The organism is Pseudoalteromonas denitrificans DSM 6059, from assembly GCF_900112265.1.
GTDB classification, from domain to species: domain Bacteria; phylum Pseudomonadota; class Gammaproteobacteria; order Enterobacterales; family Alteromonadaceae; genus Pseudoalteromonas; species Pseudoalteromonas denitrificans.
Genome location: NZ_FOLO01000001.1, coordinates 25,517 through 48,224, shown reverse-complemented (window position 1 = coordinate 48,224; position 22,708 = coordinate 25,517). Strand labels below are relative to the sequence as shown.

General features: G+C 35.4%; 18 protein-coding genes. 8 read left to right on the top strand and 10 right to left on the bottom strand.

All coding sequences use genetic code 11. From position 1 onward, the window contains the following. Nucleotides 1-34: 34 nt before the first annotated feature. Nucleotides 35-322 carry a co-chaperone GroES gene (locus tag BM088_RS00180; RefSeq protein ID WP_091978633.1) on the bottom strand — a complete coding sequence of 96 codons (288 nt, stop codon included), beginning with the start codon at nucleotides 320-322 and terminating at the stop codon, nucleotides 35-37. A 137-nt stretch (nucleotides 323-459) separates the two neighbouring features. After that, the gene (locus BM088_RS00175; protein WP_091978631.1) at nucleotides 460-969 is read right to left on the bottom strand and encodes an FxsA family protein; all 510 of its coding nucleotides are present in this window, start codon (nucleotides 967-969) and stop codon (nucleotides 460-462) included. A 314-nt stretch (nucleotides 970-1,283) separates the two neighbouring features. Here BM088_RS00175 and BM088_RS00170 point away from each other — a divergent pair, with 314 nt between their 5' ends. The 5 genes from BM088_RS00170 to BM088_RS00150 all read left to right on the top strand — a co-directional run bounded on the left by BM088_RS00170 (nucleotide 1,284) and on the right by BM088_RS00150 (nucleotide 8,668). Next, nucleotides 1,284-3,074 carry a protein-disulfide reductase DsbD gene (locus BM088_RS00170; protein ID WP_091978629.1) on the top strand — a complete coding sequence of 597 codons (1,791 nt, stop codon included), beginning with the start codon at nucleotides 1,284-1,286 and terminating at the stop codon, nucleotides 3,072-3,074. A 278-nt stretch (nucleotides 3,075-3,352) separates the two neighbouring features. Beyond that, nucleotides 3,353-3,802 carry a type II 3-dehydroquinate dehydratase gene (gene aroQ / locus BM088_RS00165; protein WP_091978627.1) on the top strand — a complete coding sequence of 150 codons (450 nt, stop codon included), beginning with the start codon at nucleotides 3,353-3,355 and terminating at the stop codon, nucleotides 3,800-3,802. Between the two features lie 44 nt (nucleotides 3,803-3,846). Beyond that, entirely contained in the window at nucleotides 3,847-4,314 is a 468-nt protein-coding gene (gene accB / locus BM088_RS00160; RefSeq protein WP_091978625.1) for an acetyl-CoA carboxylase biotin carboxyl carrier protein, read from the top strand. A gap of 15 nt (nucleotides 4,315-4,329) precedes the next feature. Then, nucleotides 4,330-5,673: an acetyl-CoA carboxylase biotin carboxylase subunit gene (gene accC / locus BM088_RS00155; RefSeq protein ID WP_091978623.1), complete on the top strand. Its 1,344-nt coding sequence runs from the start codon at nucleotides 4,330-4,332 to the stop codon at nucleotides 5,671-5,673. 136 nt (nucleotides 5,674-5,809) lie between these two features. Continuing rightward, the gene (locus BM088_RS00150) at nucleotides 5,810-8,668 is read left to right on the top strand and encodes an ABC transporter substrate-binding protein (protein WP_091978621.1); all 2,859 of its coding nucleotides are present in this window, start codon (nucleotides 5,810-5,812) and stop codon (nucleotides 8,666-8,668) included. Between the two features lie 76 nt (nucleotides 8,669-8,744). Here the strand turns inward: BM088_RS00150 and acnB are convergent, their stop codons facing one another. The 7 genes from acnB to BM088_RS00115 form a co-directional block, all read right to left on the bottom strand. Then, nucleotides 8,745-11,336: a bifunctional aconitate hydratase 2/2-methylisocitrate dehydratase gene (gene acnB / locus BM088_RS00145; protein ID WP_091979107.1), complete on the bottom strand. Its 2,592-nt coding sequence runs from the start codon at nucleotides 11,334-11,336 to the stop codon at nucleotides 8,745-8,747. Between the two features lie 221 nt (nucleotides 11,337-11,557). Continuing rightward, entirely contained in the window at nucleotides 11,558-11,947 is a 390-nt protein-coding gene (locus tag BM088_RS00140) for a hypothetical protein (RefSeq protein WP_091978619.1), read from the bottom strand. 85 nt (nucleotides 11,948-12,032) lie between these two features. Then, nucleotides 12,033-12,986 (bottom strand): bifunctional Delta(1)-pyrroline-2-carboxylate/Delta(1)-piperideine-2-carboxylate reductase, encoded by a 954-nt coding sequence (gene lhpI / locus BM088_RS00135; protein WP_091978617.1) that lies wholly within the window; start codon nucleotides 12,984-12,986, stop codon nucleotides 12,033-12,035. Between the two features lie 96 nt (nucleotides 12,987-13,082). Further along, nucleotides 13,083-14,162 carry a M24 family metallopeptidase gene (locus BM088_RS00130; RefSeq protein ID WP_091978615.1) on the bottom strand — a complete coding sequence of 360 codons (1,080 nt, stop codon included), beginning with the start codon at nucleotides 14,160-14,162 and terminating at the stop codon, nucleotides 13,083-13,085. Further along, nucleotides 14,159-15,205 (bottom strand): proline racemase family protein, encoded by a 1,047-nt coding sequence (locus BM088_RS00125; protein ID WP_091978613.1) that lies wholly within the window; start codon nucleotides 15,203-15,205, stop codon nucleotides 14,159-14,161. The genes BM088_RS00130 and BM088_RS00125 overlap by 4 nt, the downstream gene beginning before the upstream one ends. A 100-nt stretch (nucleotides 15,206-15,305) precedes the next feature. Continuing rightward, nucleotides 15,306-16,421, bottom strand: coding sequence for a methanobactin export MATE transporter MbnM (locus tag BM088_RS00120; protein WP_177207900.1), 1,116 nt, complete (start codon nucleotides 16,419-16,421; stop codon nucleotides 15,306-15,308). After that, complete coding sequence (locus BM088_RS00115) at nucleotides 16,418-17,182, bottom strand: MbnP family copper-binding protein (protein WP_091978611.1); 765 nt, start codon at nucleotides 17,180-17,182, stop codon at nucleotides 16,418-16,420. Before BM088_RS00115 ends, BM088_RS00120 begins: the two co-directional genes overlap by 4 nt. Nucleotides 17,183-17,248: 66 nt before the next feature. Between BM088_RS00115 and BM088_RS00110 the strand changes: the two genes are divergently transcribed. Next, nucleotides 17,249-19,975, top strand: a complete 2,727-nt coding sequence (locus tag BM088_RS00110) for a choice-of-anchor B family protein (protein WP_091978609.1) — start codon at nucleotides 17,249-17,251, stop codon at nucleotides 19,973-19,975. Nucleotides 19,976-20,284: 309 nt separating this feature from the next. After that, nucleotides 20,285-20,476, top strand: a complete 192-nt coding sequence (locus BM088_RS00105) for a hypothetical protein (RefSeq protein ID WP_091978607.1) — start codon at nucleotides 20,285-20,287, stop codon at nucleotides 20,474-20,476. A gap of 81 nt (nucleotides 20,477-20,557) precedes the next feature. Here the strand turns inward: BM088_RS00105 and BM088_RS00100 are convergent, their stop codons facing one another. Further along, entirely contained in the window at nucleotides 20,558-21,628 is a 1,071-nt protein-coding gene (locus BM088_RS00100) for an OmpA family protein (protein ID WP_091978605.1), read from the bottom strand. A 174-nt stretch (nucleotides 21,629-21,802) separates the two neighbouring features. Here BM088_RS00100 and BM088_RS00095 point away from each other — a divergent pair, with 174 nt between their 5' ends. Next, on the top strand, nucleotides 21,803-22,681 hold the full coding sequence (locus BM088_RS00095) for a DMT family transporter (RefSeq protein ID WP_091978603.1): 879 nt from the start codon (nucleotides 21,803-21,805) through the stop codon (nucleotides 22,679-22,681). Nucleotides 22,682-22,708 lie beyond the last annotated feature (27 nt).

The window sequence follows — 22,708 nt, the reverse complement described above, 5'->3', positions numbered from 1 at the left end:
TATAAAATTTTAATTAAGTAAATGAATGCAGAAATTATTCTACAATTGCGACTATGTTATCTTCACGCATGATCAAGTATTCTTGATCTTCAATTTTCTCTGTTTTTTCAATGTACGAACCAAAGATAACTGTTTCGCCAATTTTTACTTCTAATGCTTTACGGTCACCATTATCTAAAACACGGCCATTACCAATAGCAACAATTTCACCACGAGTCGATTTTTCTGCCGCTGAGCCCATTAATACAATGCCGCCAGCTGATTTTGTTTCTTCTTCTAAGCGTTTTACAATAACGCGATCATTTAATGGACGTAAGTTCATTTTATGTTCCTAATAATGTTGATATTTCATATTGCTACTTTAAAAACAGCAACAAATATATTGAATAATATTTGATTATATTTATGGGGATGATTTTATTTATCCCAAGCTAATTAGCTATAAAAGAATAAAAAAAATCAATCTTTGTGCTTAAACTCACCTTCTAGCACTTTAGGTGTTTCCTTTGGAGCCTCATTTTCATACGTATTCCCTTGGTTTTCATGAGAATTAAAAGTATTTTGTTGAAAGCCTCCAGAAGAGAAGTTAAATCCTTGTGTACCAGCTGAAGTACGCATATGAGCATGTTTAATTAATCCTGCAGCCATTTTATTGCGAATAGCAGGAGTGAGTAAAATAAAGCCTATTACATCTGTCATAATGCCTGGAGTTACAAGTAATACACCCGCAATAATGACACACAAACCTGAAAATAAATCCTGCGCTGGCATTTGCCCTTGTGCCATTTGAGATTGCACATTTTTGAGTGCATCAGTTCCTTGTTGTTTTACCAATTTTGCGCCTATTAATGCTGTGATTATGACTAATGCAACTGTGCTCCAACCACCAATAATGTCACTAACTTGGATCAATAACGCTATTTCAATAATAGGAATAATAATAAAAATTAAGAGTAATGCTTTAAACATAAAAACCTCAAGGAAAAGATAATGAAATATAAATGAGGGTGAAACGGTCTTAATTCAACCCAAGATTAAGCTTATTTAGCTGATTTGATCGTCAAACTAAGGTATAAACATAGCATTCAAAAATTCATCATATATTTTATTGCTTTAAGTTTATTGTAAGTTTGATATTTCATACATAATGTAATGAGCAAAAAATTAATGTTAGTTGAATGTATTTCATGAAATAGTGCTAAATCATAAAAAAACCTGGAATTCAGGTCATTAAAAAAGAAAAATCAAATCCATTTATTAAGGCTTCAAGAGGTAACTGTTTAATGCGTTTTTTATTTAAAATTTTTTTATATTTGATTTTATCAATCAATTTATTATCTCCAACAATTAGTTACGCAAACAATATTTTTGATGAACTAATTACACCACAAGCACAAACGTTTTTACCTGTTGCTGATGCATTCAAATTAGACTTTGACCAACAAGGTGAAAAGCTATTTATTAACTGGGAAATTACACCTGGATATTACTTATATAATAAAAAGCTAAAGTTCATTGCAAAAGAAGCAAATATTCAACAACCCTTACTACCAAAAGGTGATTGGATTGAAGATGAATTTTTTGGCAAAACAGAGGTGTATTTCGATAATTTAAATTTAGTTGTTAATCTTTCAAACATTAAAGAAAACGCAATCGTTAAAATACGCTACCAAGGGTGTGCAGAGGCTGGACTGTGTTATCCACCAGAAACATTGACAATTCCTTTAAGTAAATTAAAAACAAAAGATGTAACAACTAATATCCCACAAATCAAAATCAATACTGAAAATGAACCTTCCTTAACAGAAAAACTTGCAAACCAAGATTTTATTAATAATTTAGTTTTATTCTTTTTCTTAGGTTTAGCCTTAGCTTTCACACCTTGTGTTTTTCCTATGTTTCCTATTTTATCTAGCCTTATTGCTGGACAAGCAGGTAACCTTTCAACTAAACGTGCTTTTGCTCTATCGTTTGTTTATGTACAAGGCATGGCTGTAACGTATGCTTTATTAGGGTTAGTAGTCGCGACATTAGGTGGTCAGGTTCAAGCTTATTTACAACACCCATATATATTAATCGCCTTTAGTTTATTATTTGTGGTACTTGCATTATCTATGTTTGGTTTGTTTGAAATAAGGCTACCAAGTAGCTGGATGTCACGCTTAACTCAAGTGAGTAACCAACAAAAAAGCGGTAATTATATTGGTGTGTTTTTAATGGGTGTATTATCGGGTTTAATTGCATCACCTTGTACGACAGCGCCTCTGTCAGGCGTTTTATTGTATGTTGCGCAAAATGGAGATTACTTAGTTGGTGGCATTACGCTATATGTTCTGAGTATCGGCATGGGAATACCTTTATTGCTCCTAGGTACTTCTGGTGGCAAATTATTACCAAAAGCTGGTGCTTGGATGGATCAAGTAAAAACACTATTCGGCTTTGTTATGTTAGTTGTGCCGTTGATCTTATTAGAGCGCATAATGAGTTATGACATAATTTTAACTTTAGGTGCTATTTTAATGATTGCAACTGCAACTTATTTGTATCATTGGAATACACAAACGAAGCAAGAAAAAGGTAAAACAATATTATGGCTAGGCGCATTTGTAATGCTATTTACTGCATTAAGCATATTACAAAACATATATTTAGAGCCAAAACAGCAGTCTCTAACAATAGATAAACAGCTAAATACATTAAACAACACTGAAAATTCAAAATTTAAACAAGTAACAACATTAGAACAGTTACAAAAAGAAATAATATTGGCAAATCAGAAAAATGAATTAGTTATGATTGATTTATATGCAGATTGGTGTGTTGCATGTAAAGAATTTGAACATTATACCTTTAGCGATAGCAAAGTTATTAAAGCTTTCAATAACTACACATTAATACAAGTTGATCTTTCAGACCCAGATGATGCTTTATTATTTATGAAACACTTTAATGTATTTGGCCTTCCCAGTATTTTATTTTTTGACAAACAAGGCCAAGAACTCACATCTGAACGCGTAACAGGTTTTATGGATGCTAATAATTTTGCTGCACACTTAGAAAAGTTAAAACAGTAGTTAGCAAGTTAGCAAGTTAGCAAGTTAGCAAGTTAGCAAGAAATTTTCTAAAAGAGCTTTCTTGCTAACCAGCTAAAATTTGCTCCAAATATAGTTCCCATCCTCAGTTTTCTACTGCATACTGATTAGACCAGTATTTTGCTGCTATTTTCTTTGAAATCACTATACTCTTAGGTTAACGTGATAAAAAGTTGCGATTCAAGCCAGAACCTATTAAGTTATGACTTGAACAATTAAAAATAACGGCAATCACTACTTTAAAGGAACGTTCGCAGAAAATGACTGCTAAATTTAAGATTTTAGTCCTTAACGGACCAAATTTAAATATGTTAGGAAAAAGAGAGCCTGAGACCTATGGTTCCCAAACACTTGACGATATTATTGCATCATTAAACAAGCAAGCAGCTGATTTAGATGTTGAGCTAGAACACCTACAAAGTAATGGTGAGCAGGCACTCATAGAGTGTATACATTCAGCCTGGAGCAAGGTTGATTTTATTATTATCAACCCAGCCGCATTTACACATACCAGTGTTGCTTTAAGAGATGCATTACTTAGTGTTGATATACCCTTTTATGAAGTGCATTTATCAAACGTACACAAAAGAGAAGCATTTAGACATCACTCTTATTTTTCTGATGTTGCACAAGGCGTTCTCGTAGGATTCGGAGCAATGGGTTATTCGATGGCTTTAAATGCCGCCGTCAACCATTTGCACCAAACATAAATAAAACACATTAAATTTAAACACAATTAGAGACGGGTTTATTCATGGATATTCGTAAGATAAAAAAATTAATTGAGCTAGTAGAAGAGTCTGGTATTTCAGAATTAGAAATTACAGAAGGTGAAGAATCAGTACGCATCAATCGCTACAGTCCAGCACCTATGATGGCAGCTCCAGCGGTTTACCCTGCTGCTGCACCTACAGCACCAACGCCTGCAGCTGCGGCAATTGCAGCAACACCAGAAGCAAGTGTTTCAGCGGCTCCAGCAGCCCTTTCAGGTCACGTTGTTAAATCTCCAATGGTCGGTACATTCTACCGCTCTGCTTCTCCTGAAGCTGCATCTTATGTTGAAGTAGGCTCAACAGTTAAAGTTGGCGATACATTATGTATCTTAGAAGCAATGAAAATGATGAACCAAATTGAAGCTGATAAAGCGGGTGTTATTAAAGAAATATTAGTTAATAACGAAGATCCGATTGAGTTTGATCAACCACTGTTTATTATTGAATAATCAAAGGCCAACACTATGTTAGATAAAGTTGTTATCGCAAATAGAGGTGAAATTGCACTTCGTATACTGCGAGCCTGTAAAGAGTTAGGCATTAAAACAGTTGCCGTTCATTCAACTGCAGACAGAGATCTAAAACATGTATTGTTAGCCGATGAAACAATTTGTATCGGTAAACCTTCAGCTTTAGAAAGCTACTTAGATATTCCTCGTATTATAGCTGCAGCAGAAGTAACTGACTCAGTTGCAATACATCCTGGTTATGGTTTTTTAGCTGAAAATGCTGATTTTGCAGACCAAGTTGAGCAAAGTGGTTTTGTTTTCATTGGTCCAAAAGGCGATACCATACGTTTAATGGGTGATAAAGTTTCTGCAATTAAAGCAATGCGTAAAGCAGGTGTACCATGTGTACCTGGTTCTGATGGACCTTTAGACGATGATCATGAACGCAATATGCAAATCGCTAAGCGCATAGGTTATCCTGTGATCATTAAAGCCTCTGGTGGTGGTGGTGGTCGTGGTATGCGTGTGGTTCGTAGCGATGCAGAATTAATCGATTCAATCGCATTAACACAAACAGAAGCACAACAGTTTTTTGGTAACAGCATGGTTTACATGGAGAAATTCCTTGAGAACCCACGCCATATTGAAGTACAAGTTTTAGCTGATGGACAAGGCAATGCGATACACTTAGGTGAGCGTGATTGTTCTATGCAACGTCGTCATCAAAAAGTAGTTGAAGAAGCACCTGCACCTGGTATTACCGAAGAAATGCGTAAAAACATTGGTGAACGTTGTACCCGTGCATGTATTGAAATCAATTATCGTGGTGCTGGCACTTTTGAGTTTTTATATGAAAATGGCGAATTCTATTTCATTGAAATGAATACCCGAATTCAGGTAGAGCACCCTGTAACGGAAATGGTGACTGGCATTGATTTAATCAAAGAGCAGTTGAAAATTGCTGCTGGCCAACCATTAAGCCTTACTCAAGATGATATCGTAATTAAAGGTCATGCAATCGAGTGTCGAATTAATGCAGAGGACCCTGTGTCTTTTATTCCTTCTCCAGGAAAAATTACACGTTTCCACCCTGCAGGTGGTTTAGGTATACGTTGGGATAGCCATATTTATGCCGATTACAGTGTGCCACCTTATTATGATTCTATGATAGGGAAATTAATCACTTATGGTGAAAACCGTGATATCGCAATTGCACGTGCTAAAAATGCACTAAATGAACTTGTGATTGATGGTATTAAAACAAATATTCCACTGCATAAAGAAATTTTAGCAGATGAAAACTTTCAACATGGCGGTGCTAATATCCACTACCTTGAGAAAAAACTGGGCATGCAATAGCCCAATATTAAACTTTCAATGTATCGTTTTATTATAAAGCCAGCTTTTGCTGGCTTTTTCTTTTTTAACAAGCACCTGCAAATAACTCCCCTTGTACTACACTTATGCAAATATATCTCTTTAGGGTATAACACTATTGCAAACACGAGGAAAACCTCAATCTATAAAACTTGGTTTAATGGCTCCCTTAAGTGGTCTGGTCAGTATTTATGGTGATGAAATAAGCAATGCAGCTTTAATTGCATGTGAAGAAGTAAACCAAAGTGGCGGTATATTAGGCCTTCCACTTGAGCTTATTATTAAAGACGATGGCAGTATGCCTAAAACAGCTGTACCCACCGCTATATCTCTTATTGAGAATGATAAATGTCAGGCAATTATTGGCACACTTCTGTCGAACTCTCGCATCGCTGTCGCTTACCAAGTTGCCGATCGTTTTAAAGTACCATATTTAAATTTTTCATTTTATGAAGGTGGCATTCATTCCCCTTATTTTTTTCATTTTGCAGCCCTACCAAATCAACAAATAGAAAAACTTATTACCTATTTAACCAAAGAATATGGCTTTAAGGCTTACTTTGCGGGCAGTAACTATGAATGCCCAAGAGGGACTATCGATGCAGCAAAACATACGCTAATTGAGCTCGGTGGTGAAGTTGTAGGTGAAGAATATTTTGAATTTGGCACATCCAGTTTTTCTCAACTTTTAGAGAATATAAATAATAGCGGCGCTGACTTTTTGGTTCCCTACTTTGCAGGTGAAGACCAAATTAATTTTTTTGAACAATTAGCCTTAAGTCACTTAAAAAATAAAATAGCGGTTGCCACAGGTTATTTTGACGAAGTTATTGCAGCGGGTTTATCACCAAATGTCAGAACAGGTATTTATTCGCTTAATAGCTATTATATGTCCATCAATTCCAATGAAAATAAAAATTACTTGACTAAACTACAGGCGCAATATCCAAAAAGAAAACTATGGCCAGAGGGTGATCTATTTTTAACTAACTTTGGGCAGGCAACTTATTTATGCATCTTAGCATATGCTAAAGCAGTGAATGAATGTGGTCAATATGAAGGAGAAATACTACTCAATGCTCTTAAAAAAATAGAAATCGAGGGCCCAGCTGGTGCCTTAGCTATGGATGAAGACTTGCAACATGCCTATTTAAATACTTATTTGGGCCAATGTAATGAAGAGGGTACATTTAATATTTTGCAGACCTTCGAAAATCAAGCTCCCAATATCCCAATTAGATATATGTCAGCTTTATCATCAAATACGCAGTTAAATCAACTTTCAACTCAATACCAATTATCAGCTGTTGAATTTAGCCATGCATTAGACATGGTAGAAGAGTCTGTGATTATTTTAAATGAAGCAGGTCAAATTCTTTGGGCAAATAGAAATACAAAAACGATTTTTGGTTATGCAATCAATGAACTTGAAGGAAAAGAGTTTCATCGTTTTTTAATACCTCCTAGATTTTGGAGCCATCACCATAAACAATTTAAGCAGTTTTTAGCCGACAACAAAAATAGTCTATTATCACGGGAAGTCAATACCAGAGAAGTGATTGGTTATCGTAAAAATGGTTCAGAGTTTCCTGCCCATGTTTACATAGGAAAAACAAAAGTAGATGGCACTTGGTTATTGTGCGCCACTATCAGTGATATAACCGAAGAAACCAAAATAAAAGAAAGTATGATTTGGTCAGCCACACATGATCACCTCACTAAATTACCAAATAGGCAGTTATTACAAACCCGATTACAAAGTGCATTGCAACGTACAGATATAACTAAAGATCATGTTGCTTTAATCTTTATAGACTTAGATAACTTTAAACTTGTAAATGATACATATGGTCATGAAATGGGTGATAAGTTATTAAAAATAATTGCCGATATATTGCTTCATTCCGTTCGTCCAGGTGATACAGTTGCGCGCTTTGGGGGCGATGAGTTTGTTATTTTATGCGATCAAATAAAAAATCAATATGAAGTAATTGAAATTGTTAATGATATTTTAGGTTCTTTGCATCAACCTATGAGCTTAGAGAATATTGAATATGTCGCTACAGCCAGCATTGGCATTGCTCTAGATGAAGCGGGGAAAAAAAGCGCCCAAGATCTCTTAAGAGATGCCGATGCAGCTATGTACAGGGCCAAAGATAGAGGTCGCGATCAATGGATCTTTTTTCAAGACTCTATGCACTCAGATACTCGTAAAAAACTTAACATTGCTATGGGTCTACATGATGCGCTTGCCAGCGAAGAATTCCATTTAGTAATACAACCCGCTTATCAGTTAAATCCTTTTAAAATAAAAGGTGGAGAAGCGCTTATTCGCTGGACTCATAAAGGTCAATTTATCAGTCCTGCTGACTTCATTCCTTTAGCTGAAACTAATGGCTTCATTTATGACATAGGTTTATGGGTTTTCCAACAATGTTGCAAAGCTATGATTAAGTGGCAAAATAAATTTGATTCGGGTGAGTTAGAGTATCTATCAGTTAATGTTTCAACCAGGCAGTTAATGGATAAAAGACTCTTAGTTGATTTTAAAACTGCGCTAGATAAAAGCGGTATTAATCCTAAATATATATTATTAGAAATTACCGAAACAGCTATTATGGAAGATGCCGGACACGATTTAGAAATTTTACATAAATTAAAGGCCATGGGGTTTAATATTGCAATAGATGACTTTGGTACAGGTTATTCAAGTTTTAGTCAGTTAGTAAATTTACCGCTAGATATTTTAAAAATTGATCGTTGTTTTATTATTCCATTAGAAGAAAATCCTCAAAGTCGTACCTTAGCCAAAGCAATTATTGATTTAGCACATAATTTAGGTGCAACAGTCGTAGCAGAAGGCATTGAAGATGAATATCACGAAATTTTCTTAATAGAAAACAACTGCGACAAAGTACAAGGGTTTAAATACTCAAAACCTATACCGGTAGAAGAGTTTGAAAAATTAATTTTATAAAAACAACCTGATTTTAAAAACAAAAAAGCCTGCAAATTTGCAGGCTTTTAGCATTCAATGCTCAGTGATAGCTGTGCTATGCAGATACTTGAATAATAACAGTATCTGCTTTTTTCGTATACTCTTCCATTTTATGGAAGTTTAAGTAACGATATGTATCAGCAGCAGTTGCATCAATTTGTGATGCATATTCCATATATTCAGCTGGTGTTGGCAATTTACCTAATATAGCACCGACGCCTGCAAGTTCTGCTGAAGTTAAGTAAACATTTGCACCATTACCTAAACGATTCGGGAAGTTACGAGTAGACGTTGATAACACTGTAGATTTATCAGCAACACGCGCTTGGTTACCCATACATAATGAACAACCTGGTGTTTCTACGCGAGCACCCGCTTTACCATAGATAGAGAAGTAACCTTCATCACTCAGTTGTGCACTATCCATTTTAGTAGGTGGTGTAACCCACATACGTGTAGGTAAAGTACCACCAAATTTTTCAATTAATTTACCAGCAGCACGGAAGTGACCAATATTAGTCATACAAGAACCAATAAATACTTCATCAATTTTTGTATTTTGTACGTCTGATAATAATTTTGCATCATCAGGATCATTTGGACAACATACGATAGGCTCTTTAATATCAGCTAAATCAATTTCAATGATATGAGCATATTCAGCATCTTTATCAGCAGACATAAGTTCAGGGTTAGCTAACCACTCTTGCATGCCTAAAATACGACGTTCAATAGTACGTACATCACCGTAACCTTCACTGATCATCCACTTAAGCATAACAATGTTAGACTCTAAGTATTCAGCAACAGCATCTTCTTCAAGTTTGATTGAACAACCTGCAGCAGAACGTTCAGCTGATGCATCCGATAACTCAAACGCTTGCTCAACAGTCAAGCCTTTAAGGCCTTCAATTTCTAATACTCGACCAGAAAACTCATTGATTTTACCTGCTTTTTCAACAGTTAATAGACCATTTTTAATTCCGTAATAAGGAATTGCATGTACTAAATCACGTAATGTGATACCTGGTTGCATTTCACCTTTAAAGCGTACTAAAACAGACTCAGGCATATCAAGCGGCATCACACCTGTTGCAGCAGCAAATGCCACTAAACCAGATCCCGCAGGGAAAGAGATACCTAATGGGAAACGTGTATGTGAATCACCACCAGTACCTACCGTATCAGGCAATAACATACGGTTTAACCAAGAGTGAATTACACCATCACCAGGGCGAAGTGACACACCGCCGCGATTCATAATGAAATCAGGTAGAGTATGATGTGTAATAACATCAACTGGTTTAGGATAAGCTGATGTATGACAGAAAGACTGCATTGTTAAATCAGCAGAGAAACCTAAACATGCTAAATCTTTAAGTTCATCACGTGTCATAGGACCTGTTGTATCTTGCGAACCAACAGTCGTCATTTTAGGCTCACAGTATTGACCAGGGCGTACACCTGTAATACCACATGCTTTACCAACCATTTTTTGAGCTAAAGTGAAGCCTGTAGATGATTGAGCAACATCTTCCGGTTTTTTGAATAAATCAGTTTCCGCTAAACCTAATGCTTCACGAGCACGACCAGTTAAACCACGACCAATAATAAGCGGGATACGGCCACCAGCACGTACTTCATCTAACAATACTGGACTAAGTTCGAATGTCGATATAACGTCACCAGTAGCATTTTTTACAACACCTTCGTATGGGTAAATATCAATTACATCACCCATATTCATTTTTTGTACGTCTAACTCAATTGGCAATGCACCTGAATCTTCCATTGTATTGTAGAAGATAGGTGCTATTTTACCGCCTAAACATACACCGCCGCCACGTTTGTTTGGAATACAAGGAATATCATCACCCATAAACCATAAAACAGAGTTTGTTGCAGATTTACGAGAAGAACCAGTACCAACAACATCACCAACATAAGCTAATGGAATACCATCTTTTTGTAACTCTTCAATTTGAACAATTGGACCTACAGTGCCATCTTCATCAGGCTTGATGCCATCACGCTCAATTTTAAGCATAGCTTTAGCATGTAATGGAATATCAGGACGAGACCAAGCATCAGGTGCTGGTGACAAATCATCAGTATTTGTTTCGCCAGTTACTTTAAATACTTTTACAGTAATTTTTTTCGCTACTTTATCTTTGCTTGTGAACCATTCACCGTCAGCCCAAGATTGCATCACTTGTTTTGCAGCAGCATTGCCTTTTTCAGCCATCTCTTTTACATCATAAAACGCATCAAACATTAATAATGTATGAGATAAACCATTTGCAGCAGTTGATGCTAAAGCATCATTGTTTAATAGGTCGATCATAGGTTGGATATTGTAACCACCTAGCATAGTACCTAAAAGTTCAGTTGCTTTTTCAGCTGACAAAATAGGAGATGTTGCTTCACCTTTAGTAAGTGCCGCTAAAAATCCCGCTTTAACATAAGCAGCATCATCAACACCCGCTGGCACACGATTTGTTATTAGATCTAAAAGAAACTCTTCTTCACCTGCAGGTGGGTTTTTTACTAATTCAACTAAGGCTGCAGTTTGTTCTGCGTCTAAGGCTTTAGGTACAATACCTTCAGCTGCACGTTCTGCTACGTGTTTACGATATTCTTGAAGCATGTTATGCCCTCTTGGTGACGTGGTAATATCCATCAACTCTAGCACTTTTGCTGGATATTTTTATAAATCGAAAGAAAATTTTGGGCATAGTATACGATTTTTCACGCTAGATGAAAATTAGTGAGTTTAATCCTTTATTTATACTCACTATAAATCTGGTGAATACCACTTTAAAGTTTGGTGAATAGTTGTTAATAAGAATTATTCAAATGTTTAGTGACCTATGATAAAAAAATAAAAAACAACCCTAAAATTGGTAATATGACTCCGGGTATTTTATTAATATGTTTTGGTAAAAAAATGTTTTTTGGATTAATCGGGTCAACGTAAATTTGACAGTTCTGTTCTTTATTTTGGCTTTGCTTGAATAACTTTTTGTCAAAATCAGTTATCGCACTCAATTGTTTTTGCTCAAAACCATATTCAACTAACATTTGTTTGTCTTTAAATGTACTAAATGGCATTAAATCTTGAAGTGAAACGAGTGTAATTTTTTCAATAAAACATACTCGCCATGTGCGTTTTCGATAAAAACGATATATAAAATAAATAAAAGGTTCGATACCTAAAGCAATAAATACAATTCCAGTTAAAAACAGTTCATATTTCATAGCATATCCTTATTGTAAGTATAGTAACCATAAAACAATTTATAGTTACTGACTTGCTTTATTATTTTATGCGAAGATCATTCCACTAATTTAAATCAAGGTTTTTATAAACTAAATGTGCAGCAACTAAATCACTTAAAGCTGTTCCCACAGATTTAAATAAGGTAATTTCAGTGTCACTTTGACGCCCTACAACCTCTTTTGCGCATAATTGTGCTAATTCAGCCTTCACATCTGACTTTTTAAATACGCCTTCACTAATAGGGATCAATAACTCTCCTGCTTCATTAAGAACATTTGTACGGCTATCAACAAATACAGAGCTATTTAATATGGCTTGAGTATCACACTCTCTGCGATCATGATTATGATTACCAATCAAATCTAAATGAGCACCTGCCTTTAGCCAATCACCTTTCACTAAAGGTAGCGGAGACCCTGTTGCACAACTAATAATATCAGCTTGCCTCACAGCAGCTTCAATATCATTTTTTTCACATACGCTAAATTCAACACCTGTGTGACGACTTTTCAACTGAGATATTAAGCTTGCAACCTTATCTTTATTACGCCCTACAATTGCCACTTTTTTTAGTTGTCTCACACTCAAATGAGCACTGATCATATAAATTGATAAGTTACCCGTACCAAAAAACACCATATCTGTACTATTTTCTCGAGATAAATAACGAGAAGCTAAAGCAGATACTGCCGCCGTACGCCAAAATGTCACACTCGTTCCATCAACTAACGCCAAAGGCACACCATGTTCGCGACTAAATAACATTATCTTAGAGTATAAAGAATCAAATCCTTCATCGCTATTTTGTGGAAAATAAGTAAATGATTTCACGCCAATCACATCTTGATTCCATGCTGGTAAAACAGCGAATGCATTATGTTTTTCGCAGCCAGGTTCTAGCTCAAAAACTTGGCGTTTTGGCATGTTAAAATACCCTGCGAAACCACGCTCTAGTGCAGGAATTAAATCATTAAAATTAAGTGCGTTATGAACTTGTTCTTTCTCTATTACTTTCATTTTTTACCTATTTATATACGGTATTATTTTTTCATGGATAGCCCATAGTCACTAAACGTAGGCAGAATTTCAGTCCCACTTTTTTATTTAATAAAATCAAATAATAAAAGGCTTAGGTGCATGAGTTAGAACTTGATAGTCATCTTGAGTAATCAATATGTCATCTTCTAATCTCACACCACCAAAGTCAGGAATATAAATACCAGGCTCTATGGTAATAATATTGCCAGGCTCTAAAACATAATCACAATTAGGGCCTATAATGGGTGCTTCATGTAAAAATAGCCCGACTCCATGACCTAAACCATCTCCTGCCCATTTACCATATTTAGAAGCATTTAATACTTCTCGGGCTGCTTTATAAGCTTCAACCGCTGGTAAACCTGGTTTTAATATCTCTATTGCGGCTTGCTGTGCCTGTACAACTGTATTATAAATTTCTCTTTGTTTGCTCGAGGCTTCAGCTAAAATGTAACTACGTGTCATGTCTGATCGGTAACCGTTAATAACAGCACCAAAATCTAAAGTAATAAAATCGCCATTTTTAAGCTTTTGCTCTCCAGGAATACCATGAGGCAATGAACTGCGCTGTGCAAATAACATGATAGTGTCAAAGGCGAGTCCCTCAGAGCCTAATTTTTGCATGCGATATTCAAGCTCTAAGGCTAAGTCTCTTTCTGTTGCACCTTCAACAAAATAAGGCATAAGTTCATTTAGAGCCTGATCAGAAATCGCTGCAGCTAATTTAGTTTGTTTAATTTCCCAATGATCTTTTACCATACGCTGACGTTCAATCAAGCCAGTTATAGCTTGGGTTTCAACATTATCTAACGCTTCACATATCGCTTGCCACATAGATACATTGATAAATGCAGCATCAAAACCTAACCTTGTCACATGCTTTAAATGTCGCTTTATACAAGATCCTAAAGACTCTTTTTCGCGATCTCGCGTGATCACTTCAAAGTCACTACATTCATTCATCGCTTGTTCAGCATATCTGTAGTCTGTAATCAAAAAGTTATGATCTTGTGTGATGATCCCATATGCCGCATGACCACTAAACCCACTTAAATAACGTAAATTTTCAAACCCTAACACTAATAAAGCATCTAATTTTTGCTCGATTAATTGAGTTCGACATTGACTCTGTCGTTGTTGATAAATTACTTTCATCGAAAAATAAAACCTTCTTTTAGAGGATCTTCAGGATCAATATAAAACTCTGATTTTCCCGTAATATAGGCCATACCACTCACTTGAGGGATCACCGCCTTATATGGACCAAATTTGGTTGTCTCAACCACTTTAACTTTAAAATACGAACCTAAAATACTTTCAATTTTAACCTCTTCATTAGTAACAAGCTCACCTTTTGCATGATGGATCGCAACTCTACCACTGACACCTGTTCCTGTAGGGCTTCTATCTAACTCACCTTCGGCAAATATACATACATTTCGACTATGCGCATCAGCAGAGAGAGTCTGTTGATGTGAAATAAAAATAACTCCGTATAAAAAACTTAAATCAGTCTCAAACGGATGCGCCATATCAAACTGACTTTGCACTGCTGCTTTAATACGTTTACCCATATTTATAATGGCAATACTATTACTATCACTTAAGTCTAAACCTAAGGCGTCTGCATCAACATACGCATAAAAAGCACCACCATAGGCTAAATCAAAGGTGATTTCACCTAAATCTGCTACAACTACCTGCTGTTGTATTAATGCTAAAAATGAAGGCACATTATTAAAACGGATATTAACAACTTCATTATTCTTTACTTGAATATAAGATGTTATTAGCCCTGCGGGGCTATCAATTCGTAGCTCGTTTTCACCTTCAATAACATCGAAAATGCCGGCTTCAACCGCTGCCTTAGATAATGCAATGATGGCATGACCACACATAGTGCTATAACCTTCATTATGTAAAAATAATACCCCAAAATGACTTGTTTCACGCTCAGGCTCAGTGATCAAAGCCGCATACATATCAGCATGACCACGAGGTTCAAAAATAATTGCTTTGCGAAGGCTGTCATAGTTTTTCAAACAATACTGACGTTTTTCTAAAATCGTTTTGCCACAGAGTTCCGGAAAACCCGCTGTAATTATTCTTAACGGTTCTCCACCTGTATGCATTTCTAATGTCAAAATATGATGCCAATTTTCAGGCGCTTTCCAATTAGCAAAAGAATTGTATTGCATCGCAGAATCTATCTATTAAAACATTTTGCATACAATATACCCGCTTAATTTATAAATGCAAATTCAGTATTTTTAATAAATAGATTTTTAGAAATGATTGTTAGTTAAAAGGGTTACTTAACTCAGGATCTGATATAAAAGATGTATCAGTAAGTGCATTTAAAAAGTTAATTAAATCTTTTTTTTCTCGTTCATTTATTTCAAAGCCTTTTACAAATGGACTTCTAAATTGGTTTTTGCTGTTTTTATTTCTCTTATTTACCGACTTAATTGCTTTACCACCTGCAGCATAATGATCTATCACTTCAGCCAAAGTGTGTATGCTACCGTCATGCATATAAGGTGCAGTTAAAGCAATATTACGTAAAGTCGGCGCTCGAAATGCCCCCATATCTCTTTTATTTAAAGTAATTTCATTCAACCCCATATCTGTATCAGGATAACTCCCTTTGCCATCAATATCATATAAACCTGTATTGTGAAATGGACGTCTGTCTAGTAACTGTTTTTCATGCGCTGTGGATTGCGTGAAATTAAACCCACCGTGACAATGATGGCACTCTAACCTCTCTGAAAAAAACAAATCCATACCTCTTATTTGACTGACACTCAAAGCATTATCATCCATAGCATAGGCATATCTATCAAATGGGCTATTAAATGAAGTTAATCTTCTTACAAAGCTTGATAATGCTTTATTTATTTTGTCAAAATTAACACTTTCATCATCAAAAGCATTCTTGAACAAGTTTTGATATTGAACAGATTTAAATCGAGATAAAACTTCATTTTCATTCCCTGTTATCCCCATTTCAACGGGCGTTTCTCCAAACATAGGTAACAAAACCTGGCGTTCTATAGAATCTAAACTCGGGTGTGCCCAAGTAAGCGTTTTATTATAAGCAATGTTAACTAAAGCCAGTGCATTACGCCTATGACTTTGCCCAGTAGAGCCAATTGAAACAGCACGATTCTCTGAAAAAGCATTTTTCTGATGATGACAACTTGCACAGCTTTGCGTTTGATTAGCGGATAAGTTTTTATCATAAAATAAAAACCTGCCCAACTTAACCTTGGCTTTTGTCATCGGGTTATCCCGTGGTACCTGAGGTTTAGGATAATCTTTTGGTATTTGCCACTGATAAGTTTCATGCTCTTTATTTTGGCCACACGCAACAAGAAAGAACATTAAAATAGAGATAAACAATAACTTCATTTTACCTCTCTCACTTCCTGAGAAAATAAATCTCCTTTATTTAAATTTTCATATAAAAGATTGCAAGATTCTTTATTCGCATCTCCCATGCAAGTATGTTTTTGATTTAATGTTAAATTGAAAAATAAGCGATCTAAATGAATATAAATGGGTTTACGATAATCAAATTGCTTAATGGTAAATTTAACTCTATTTGGGTTTTTACAAGGTACTTTAGGTGCGCGCATTACAGATGCAGAGTCACAACCTGTTGAGCCTAAGTGAAATGACCAGTTTTTATCAACGTGTGTTTGATTAACCATGTCTAAACGAAAAAACTTATGCCCTAACTGCCAGGTCCAAAACATATCAGCCTGATTTAATGGGGCCTTAGACGATAATGGATTACTATGATTTAATTCAAATGGCACAGCTAATTCAAATTCTAATTCGGCTAATTTATTAATTGTATTATCAAGTATTAACTGCCAGTTTTTCCCTCCTCTACAAGCTGTGCCTAACAAAGCCACTTGATGACTAACATCAGTCTTAGACTGATCATAAGTAACGGTCTGGTTAATACCATTAAATTTTATTTTAGATAAATAAAACTGAAAAGAATTTAATCGCCATAATTGCTCATTAAATTTAAAGTCATGAGTACAAGTAATTTTTTTACCATTTATAACAGGAATGAAAGTCAATTTGGTATTGGGTTCACTCTGACAGCCTATAATAAAAAAGATGGCCAAAATAAAAGCAGTGATTAAAAAACGTTTCATATATACCTATTTAATTATTTTTGTGCAAAAATCAACGACAAAGGGATTAAACCATAAGGGCAAAACATGTACCAGAGATCTTTATTTATACCTATCAGTATCATTTTATCTACACTAAGCTTTTTTAGTAGCGCACATATTGAACACGATAAAGCTCGGTATGTTGCTGAAAATGGGATAGATAAAGGACATTGTGATAAACCTTTTCGTGCTTGTAAAACAATAAGCTACGCAGTACAACAAGCCAGTAAAGGCGATAAAGTATTAGTGGCAAGTGGACATTATAAACTTGAATCAGAATCAGATATTTTTTATCTTCAAAGTCAGCTAGTCCCAGTCAAAGCAGGCTTTAATCGCATGGATCATTTCCAAGTACAAAGCCCTGTAAATAACCCCACTTTTATTAGTAATGCCCCCTCGACTATGCATGATGCTTTATACAAAGCTGGATTTACAATTGTCAACGATGGCAAATCAAACTTAAACTCTTCTGAATTAAAAGTTAAATTAGCCAAAGTAAAACAGCTTTCACACAAGCAAAGTAATGAAACTTGTCAAAATGGCACTGCAGCTGGTTTTGAATGTAAAAATGTCGACCTCTTAGCCCATATTCCATTAAACAGTTTTTCAGGTAATCCCGCGTCTGGTAGTGATATTTGGGGTCATATAGACTTAAATACGCATATTGAATACGCCCTAATGGCTCACTCAGATGGTGTGACTGTTTTTGATTTAAGCGAACCAACACAACCTAAAGAAGTGGGTACTATAAATGGCGTTAATACAACTTGGCGCGATGTGAAGGTATATCAATACTTTGATAAAGTACAAAATAGTTATCAGGCTTATGCCTACGTCACAGCAGAATCTAGCGACGGTGTTGTTATTGTCGATTTAAATAACTTACCCCATTCAATTTCACAATTAAATGACGTTACAGCCCGAGAACAGTCTATTCATAATGTCTATATTTCAAATATTGATTATGGATTAAATTTACCTTTACCACAAAGTGACGCTAATGTGATCATTGTTGGCGGATCTAAAACTGGTGGCGCATTTAGAAGTTACTCACTTGAAAACCCAAAAAACATTCCACTAACTTTTCAAAATACACAAGCAACACGCGCCGATTATACCCACGATGCTGCATCAGCTTTTATCAAAGATACGCGAGCCCAAAGAGATTGCGGCGAAACATCAGGAAAATGCACTGTACTTGTGGACTTTAATGAAAATGAGATGCGTGTATGGAATATTTCAAACAGTGAAAATGCCAAATTATTATCAAGCATTAGTTATTCAGAAGTAAGTGATGATAATAAATACGTACATTCTGGCTGGTTTAGTGAAGATAACAGATATGTTTTTGTACATGATGAGTTTGATGAAACAAGAGGTGAACTCAATACCACAGTACGTGTATTTGACTTACAAGACTTAACTTCACCAATACAAGTCGCTAGTTGGAAGGGAAATAACCAAACCATAGATCATAACGGTTTTGCCAGAGGTAATCGTTATTACATGTCTAATTATGAAAGAGGTTTAACCATATTAGATATTAGCGAACCAACGGATCCAAAAGAAATAGGCTATTTTGATACATTTCCAAGCTCCAATAACAGTAGTTATAGCGGTGCTTGGGGAGTTTACCCATTCTTACCATCTGGTATTATTTTACTGAGCGACATAAACAGCGGCCTTTATATACTTAAAGACAATAGTAAAAAAGAAGCCAAAGACAGACTTTCATTTACAACACATGAACTTGTTTTTGATAAAACCGGTTTAGCTAAAATTCCTGTAAATAGAAGCGGAGATACAAACTTAGCTACCAGCATAGAGTATGAAACACTCAATGGTAGCGCTGATGAAACCTCTGATTTCACATATAAAACAGGCACATTAAATTGGCAAGCTGGAGATAATGAAACTAAATTTATTAGTTTAGATATCACTAAAATATTCGACGGTACAAAACCCCACAATAACTTTTTTATTCGTTTATTTAATTCACAAAGCCAAAGTGCAATTGGTGAACATGGTTATATAACAATAAACCTTCAAGGCATAGCTTCTGTTGGTAACATATCTTTAGAAAAAAATGCAATTCGCATAGCTGAAAATCAAGGTTCGATAGAAATACCTATCAGTCGCTTAGGTGGCAGTAGAGGCCGTTTAGATCTCAATGTTGACTTATCAAATACAAGTTTAAATTCGCAAGACTTTTCAGTTAATCACACTCAATTAATGTGGCAAAATGGTGAAACCGCTCAAAAAATATTAACGATTAATTTAATTGATGATGATATTTCTGAACAAGATGAAGTCATAAATATCTTAATTTCAACCACAGATGAAGATGGAAAAGAACAGAAAAACCAATTAACAATTACCTTACTTGATGATGAAAATAACTTACCACCAGAAATCAGCTTAAGCCAAGGCTTTGATATCGCGCCAAGAGGCACATATAGCGGTGTAACAACTCTTGTAAGCGATCCTGAAGGTGATGATGTTACTTTTTTATGGCAGCAAATTTCTGGTAGCCCAATAGAGTTTGTCGATCCAACAAACAGCCTGATGTCAATTATTGTAGGTGATATTTCTGGTGAAATTGAATTGCAATTAACAGCAACAGATCAAAGAGGCGCAAGCGCAAGCGCCAATGTAACTATGACAGTTGTAGTACCTGAAATGCCAGCACACACTTCGTCTAATTCATCTGGTGGTACGCTTTATTGGTTAACATTGCTGTTAATGGCTTTTATAAAACGAAGAAAAATATAACTGGTTTTATTTACTCTCTGTGCTCCTCAGTAACCTCGGTGGTTAAACTTTTTAATCACCGCAGACTTATTACCAACGAGCGCACCGTGACGCTTCGCGTTGCACAGAGAAGTAAATTTTAGGTTTTAATTTTTCTATTTCCCGCTCAAACCTCTGTGGTTCAACTTCTTTTGAATTTACCGTTAAATCACTGTGTAACCTTTAGACACTTAAATTCGCCACTCATCATAAAATAATCCTATATGAACTGTTATCAGCTATTGTTCATCCCAGTTGAATTACGTAATGGTTTAAAATAGGAGTTGATTTATGGCTACATTCACACAAACAGAACATGGCACCACTTTAGATAGAAACCCAAATAATATTGCACATAAATTAAAGCTGGTTGCAGGCGTACTTGTTGCGGGTTTCACACTCTCTTTAGTTTTTAGCGGTTTAATTGCAATGGCAGTTATAGGCTCAATTGCTGCAGGCATTGCATTATTATTTCGAAAATAGGTTTAATAAACTAAAAGTTCTCCCTAAACAAAAAGCACATACCTTATCCAGTATGTGCTTTTGTTGTTTTTTACTATCTTATTAGCGCTTTACAGGTAACATCTCTACTGTTGTTATATCAGCAACAACCCGTCTATTTTTTGCATGTGCGATTTCATTATCTGCCTGGTTAATTAAACGAGATTCACCATAGCCAATCGTTGTGACCCGCGCATAAGCAATATCATATTGAGACGTTAAAACTTCTCCAACGGCTTTAGCGCGACGTTCAGAGAGTTTTTGATTATAGTTTTCATCACCTTGTGCCGAAGTATGCCCCTCTAATCTAACACTGCTTTTTTGGTGACTATTCAAAAAGTCAGCGACTTTTTTAATGTCAGCTAAATATTGTGAATTAACATCTGAATTATCATTTGGAAAATTAACCAATAGTCGAACCGATACTTCACGCTCTTCCATTAATGTACAGCCTTTAACATCAACAGCATAGTTCGTTGGTGTATTAGCGCATTGATCATTTAAGTCATATACACCGTCTTTGTCTGTATCCATAGGTTTTGTAGGTGCAGATACCTGAGAGACAATGGCAGGCTCAGCTGTTTCTTTAACTTGATAAGATGCATCGCTTTGTCCAAAGAAGTAATTAATACCTAGTTTTAAGCTAATATCTGTATGTGTTTCATCTATTCCTTCATACCAGTTAATTTCACCTGAAACAGCTAAATCATCAGCTAAATAATGCCGCATCCCAAGTCCTAAATTAGCCATATTAAACGATCTGTAAGCGTCCATGTATTTATACCCTGCGATGACATAAAGTGGATTATCATCAAAATGATATAAAAGTGCAGCACCGTAATACTCCACTTGTTTATGATCATCTTCATTTTCAATATTAAAATTATGCACAGCAAATGCTAGCCTAGCGGTCCAGTCATCCGTAAATCGATAACCAAATTCAAAACCAACACCTAAAGATTCACCTAAATTAATCGTATTTGATGATTCAACGTCGTCCCAGTCAGCCCAATAGTACTCGCCAAATGCGCCTACATAAAACTTTTCACCCGTTACATTCTCTGCACACGCAACATCAGAGGTTAAACTCAATAGCCCTAACATAATGCCAGATGCCAATGTGTTAAATTTCATATTTTATCCTTAATAAATTGAACACAAAAAAATATACAATATTCACTTTAAATTTAATTTATTTATGGTACTTTACTCGCCCTTATTTATACGAGATTTTAATCTTGTGCATATAATTCAATCAATACGCTAAATAAACCTTATTAAATAAAACCTAAGCAGCTGAAACTAAGTATGATTAAAAATCAGAAACACGCCATTTATTTTGCTCTTATCGCTATTTTTTTATGGTCGACGGTGGCAACTGCATTTAAATTAGCGCTTCAACAGCTCACTCCTTTGCAATTGGTATTTTATGCATCAAGTTTCAGTTGGTTATTTTTATTATCGTGTTTAATTAAAACCAAAGACTTTGATCAGGTAATGCCCACATTTAAGCGCAATAAGATACACTACCTAAAATTGGGCAGTTTAAATCCATTTTTATATTATTTAATTTTATTTAAAGCCTATGACTTGTTACCTGCTCAACAAGCTCAAGCATTAAATTACACTTGGGCAATTGCATTAAGTCTACTGGCTGTGCCTATGCTTGGACAAAAATTACGAAAAACCGATATTGTCGCATTAAGTTTTGCCTATTTTGGTGTGCTCATTATAAGTACAAAAGGTGAGTTCACACAATTGAACTTTCAAAGCCCTTTAGGTGTGGGTTTAGCTCTATTAAGCACTCTATTATGGGCATTGTATTGGATTTATAGCACTAAAAATAAAGACAAACCTATTTTAAGTTTATTTATTTGTTTTAGCATTGCCCTACCACTAATTTCAGCAGTCATGACCTGGCAACACGCTTGGCTTATACCTAACTTAAAAGGCACTTTAGCTGCGCTCTATGTGGGTTTATTTGAAATGGGGATCACGTTTGTTTTATGGTTAATGGCAATGAAAAAAGCAGTGAATACAGCTAAGGTCAGTAACTTAATATTTATATCCCCTTTTATTTCTTTAATCTTAATTAATCAATTTTTAGGCGAAGAAATTCATTCGGCAACTTTAATTGGTTTATTATTTATTGTTACGGGCTTAATGGTACAAAAATTAGTAAAATAGCAAAAAATATAAAGTGAATTGATGTGT

Bases quoted from the DNA above. Each gene is read 5' to 3' on its own strand.
- lhpI (WP_091978617.1), bottom strand. From the start codon at position 12,986: ATGAAAGTAATAGAGAAAGAACAAGTTCATAACGCACTTAATTTTAAT.
- BM088_RS00110 (WP_091978609.1), top strand. From the start codon at position 17,249: ATGTACCAGAGATCTTTATTTATACCTATCAGTATCATTTTATCTACA.
- acnB (WP_091979107.1), bottom strand. From the start codon at position 11,336: ATGCTTCAAGAATATCGTAAACACGTAGCAGAACGTGCAGCTGAAGGT.
- BM088_RS00170 (WP_091978629.1), top strand. From the start codon at position 1,284: ATGCGTTTTTTATTTAAAATTTTTTTATATTTGATTTTATCAATCAAT.
- BM088_RS00175 (WP_091978631.1), bottom strand. From the start codon at position 969: ATGTTTAAAGCATTACTCTTAATTTTTATTATTATTCCTATTATTGAA.
- accC (WP_091978623.1), top strand. From the start codon at position 4,330: ATGTTAGATAAAGTTGTTATCGCAAATAGAGGTGAAATTGCACTTCGT.
- BM088_RS00140 (WP_091978619.1), bottom strand. From the start codon at position 11,947: ATGAAATATGAACTGTTTTTAACTGGAATTGTATTTATTGCTTTAGGT.
- BM088_RS00120 (WP_177207900.1), bottom strand. From the start codon at position 16,421: ATGAAGTTATTGTTTATCTCTATTTTAATGTTCTTTCTTGTTGCGTGT.
- BM088_RS00100 (WP_091978605.1), bottom strand. From the start codon at position 21,628: ATGAAATTTAACACATTGGCATCTGGCATTATGTTAGGGCTATTGAGT.
- BM088_RS00115 (WP_091978611.1), bottom strand. From the start codon at position 17,182: ATGAAACGTTTTTTAATCACTGCTTTTATTTTGGCCATCTTTTTTATT.
- BM088_RS00105 (WP_091978607.1), top strand. From the start codon at position 20,285: ATGGCTACATTCACACAAACAGAACATGGCACCACTTTAGATAGAAAC.
- BM088_RS00125 (WP_091978613.1), bottom strand. From the start codon at position 15,205: ATGCAATACAATTCTTTTGCTAATTGGAAAGCGCCTGAAAATTGGCAT.
- BM088_RS00130 (WP_091978615.1), bottom strand. From the start codon at position 14,162: ATGAAAGTAATTTATCAACAACGACAGAGTCAATGTCGAACTCAATTA.
- BM088_RS00180 (WP_091978633.1), bottom strand. From the start codon at position 322: ATGAACTTACGTCCATTAAATGATCGCGTTATTGTAAAACGCTTAGAA.
- aroQ (WP_091978627.1), top strand. From the start codon at position 3,353: ATGACTGCTAAATTTAAGATTTTAGTCCTTAACGGACCAAATTTAAAT.
- accB (WP_091978625.1), top strand. From the start codon at position 3,847: ATGGATATTCGTAAGATAAAAAAATTAATTGAGCTAGTAGAAGAGTCT.
- BM088_RS00095 (WP_091978603.1), top strand. From the start codon at position 21,803: ATGATTAAAAATCAGAAACACGCCATTTATTTTGCTCTTATCGCTATT.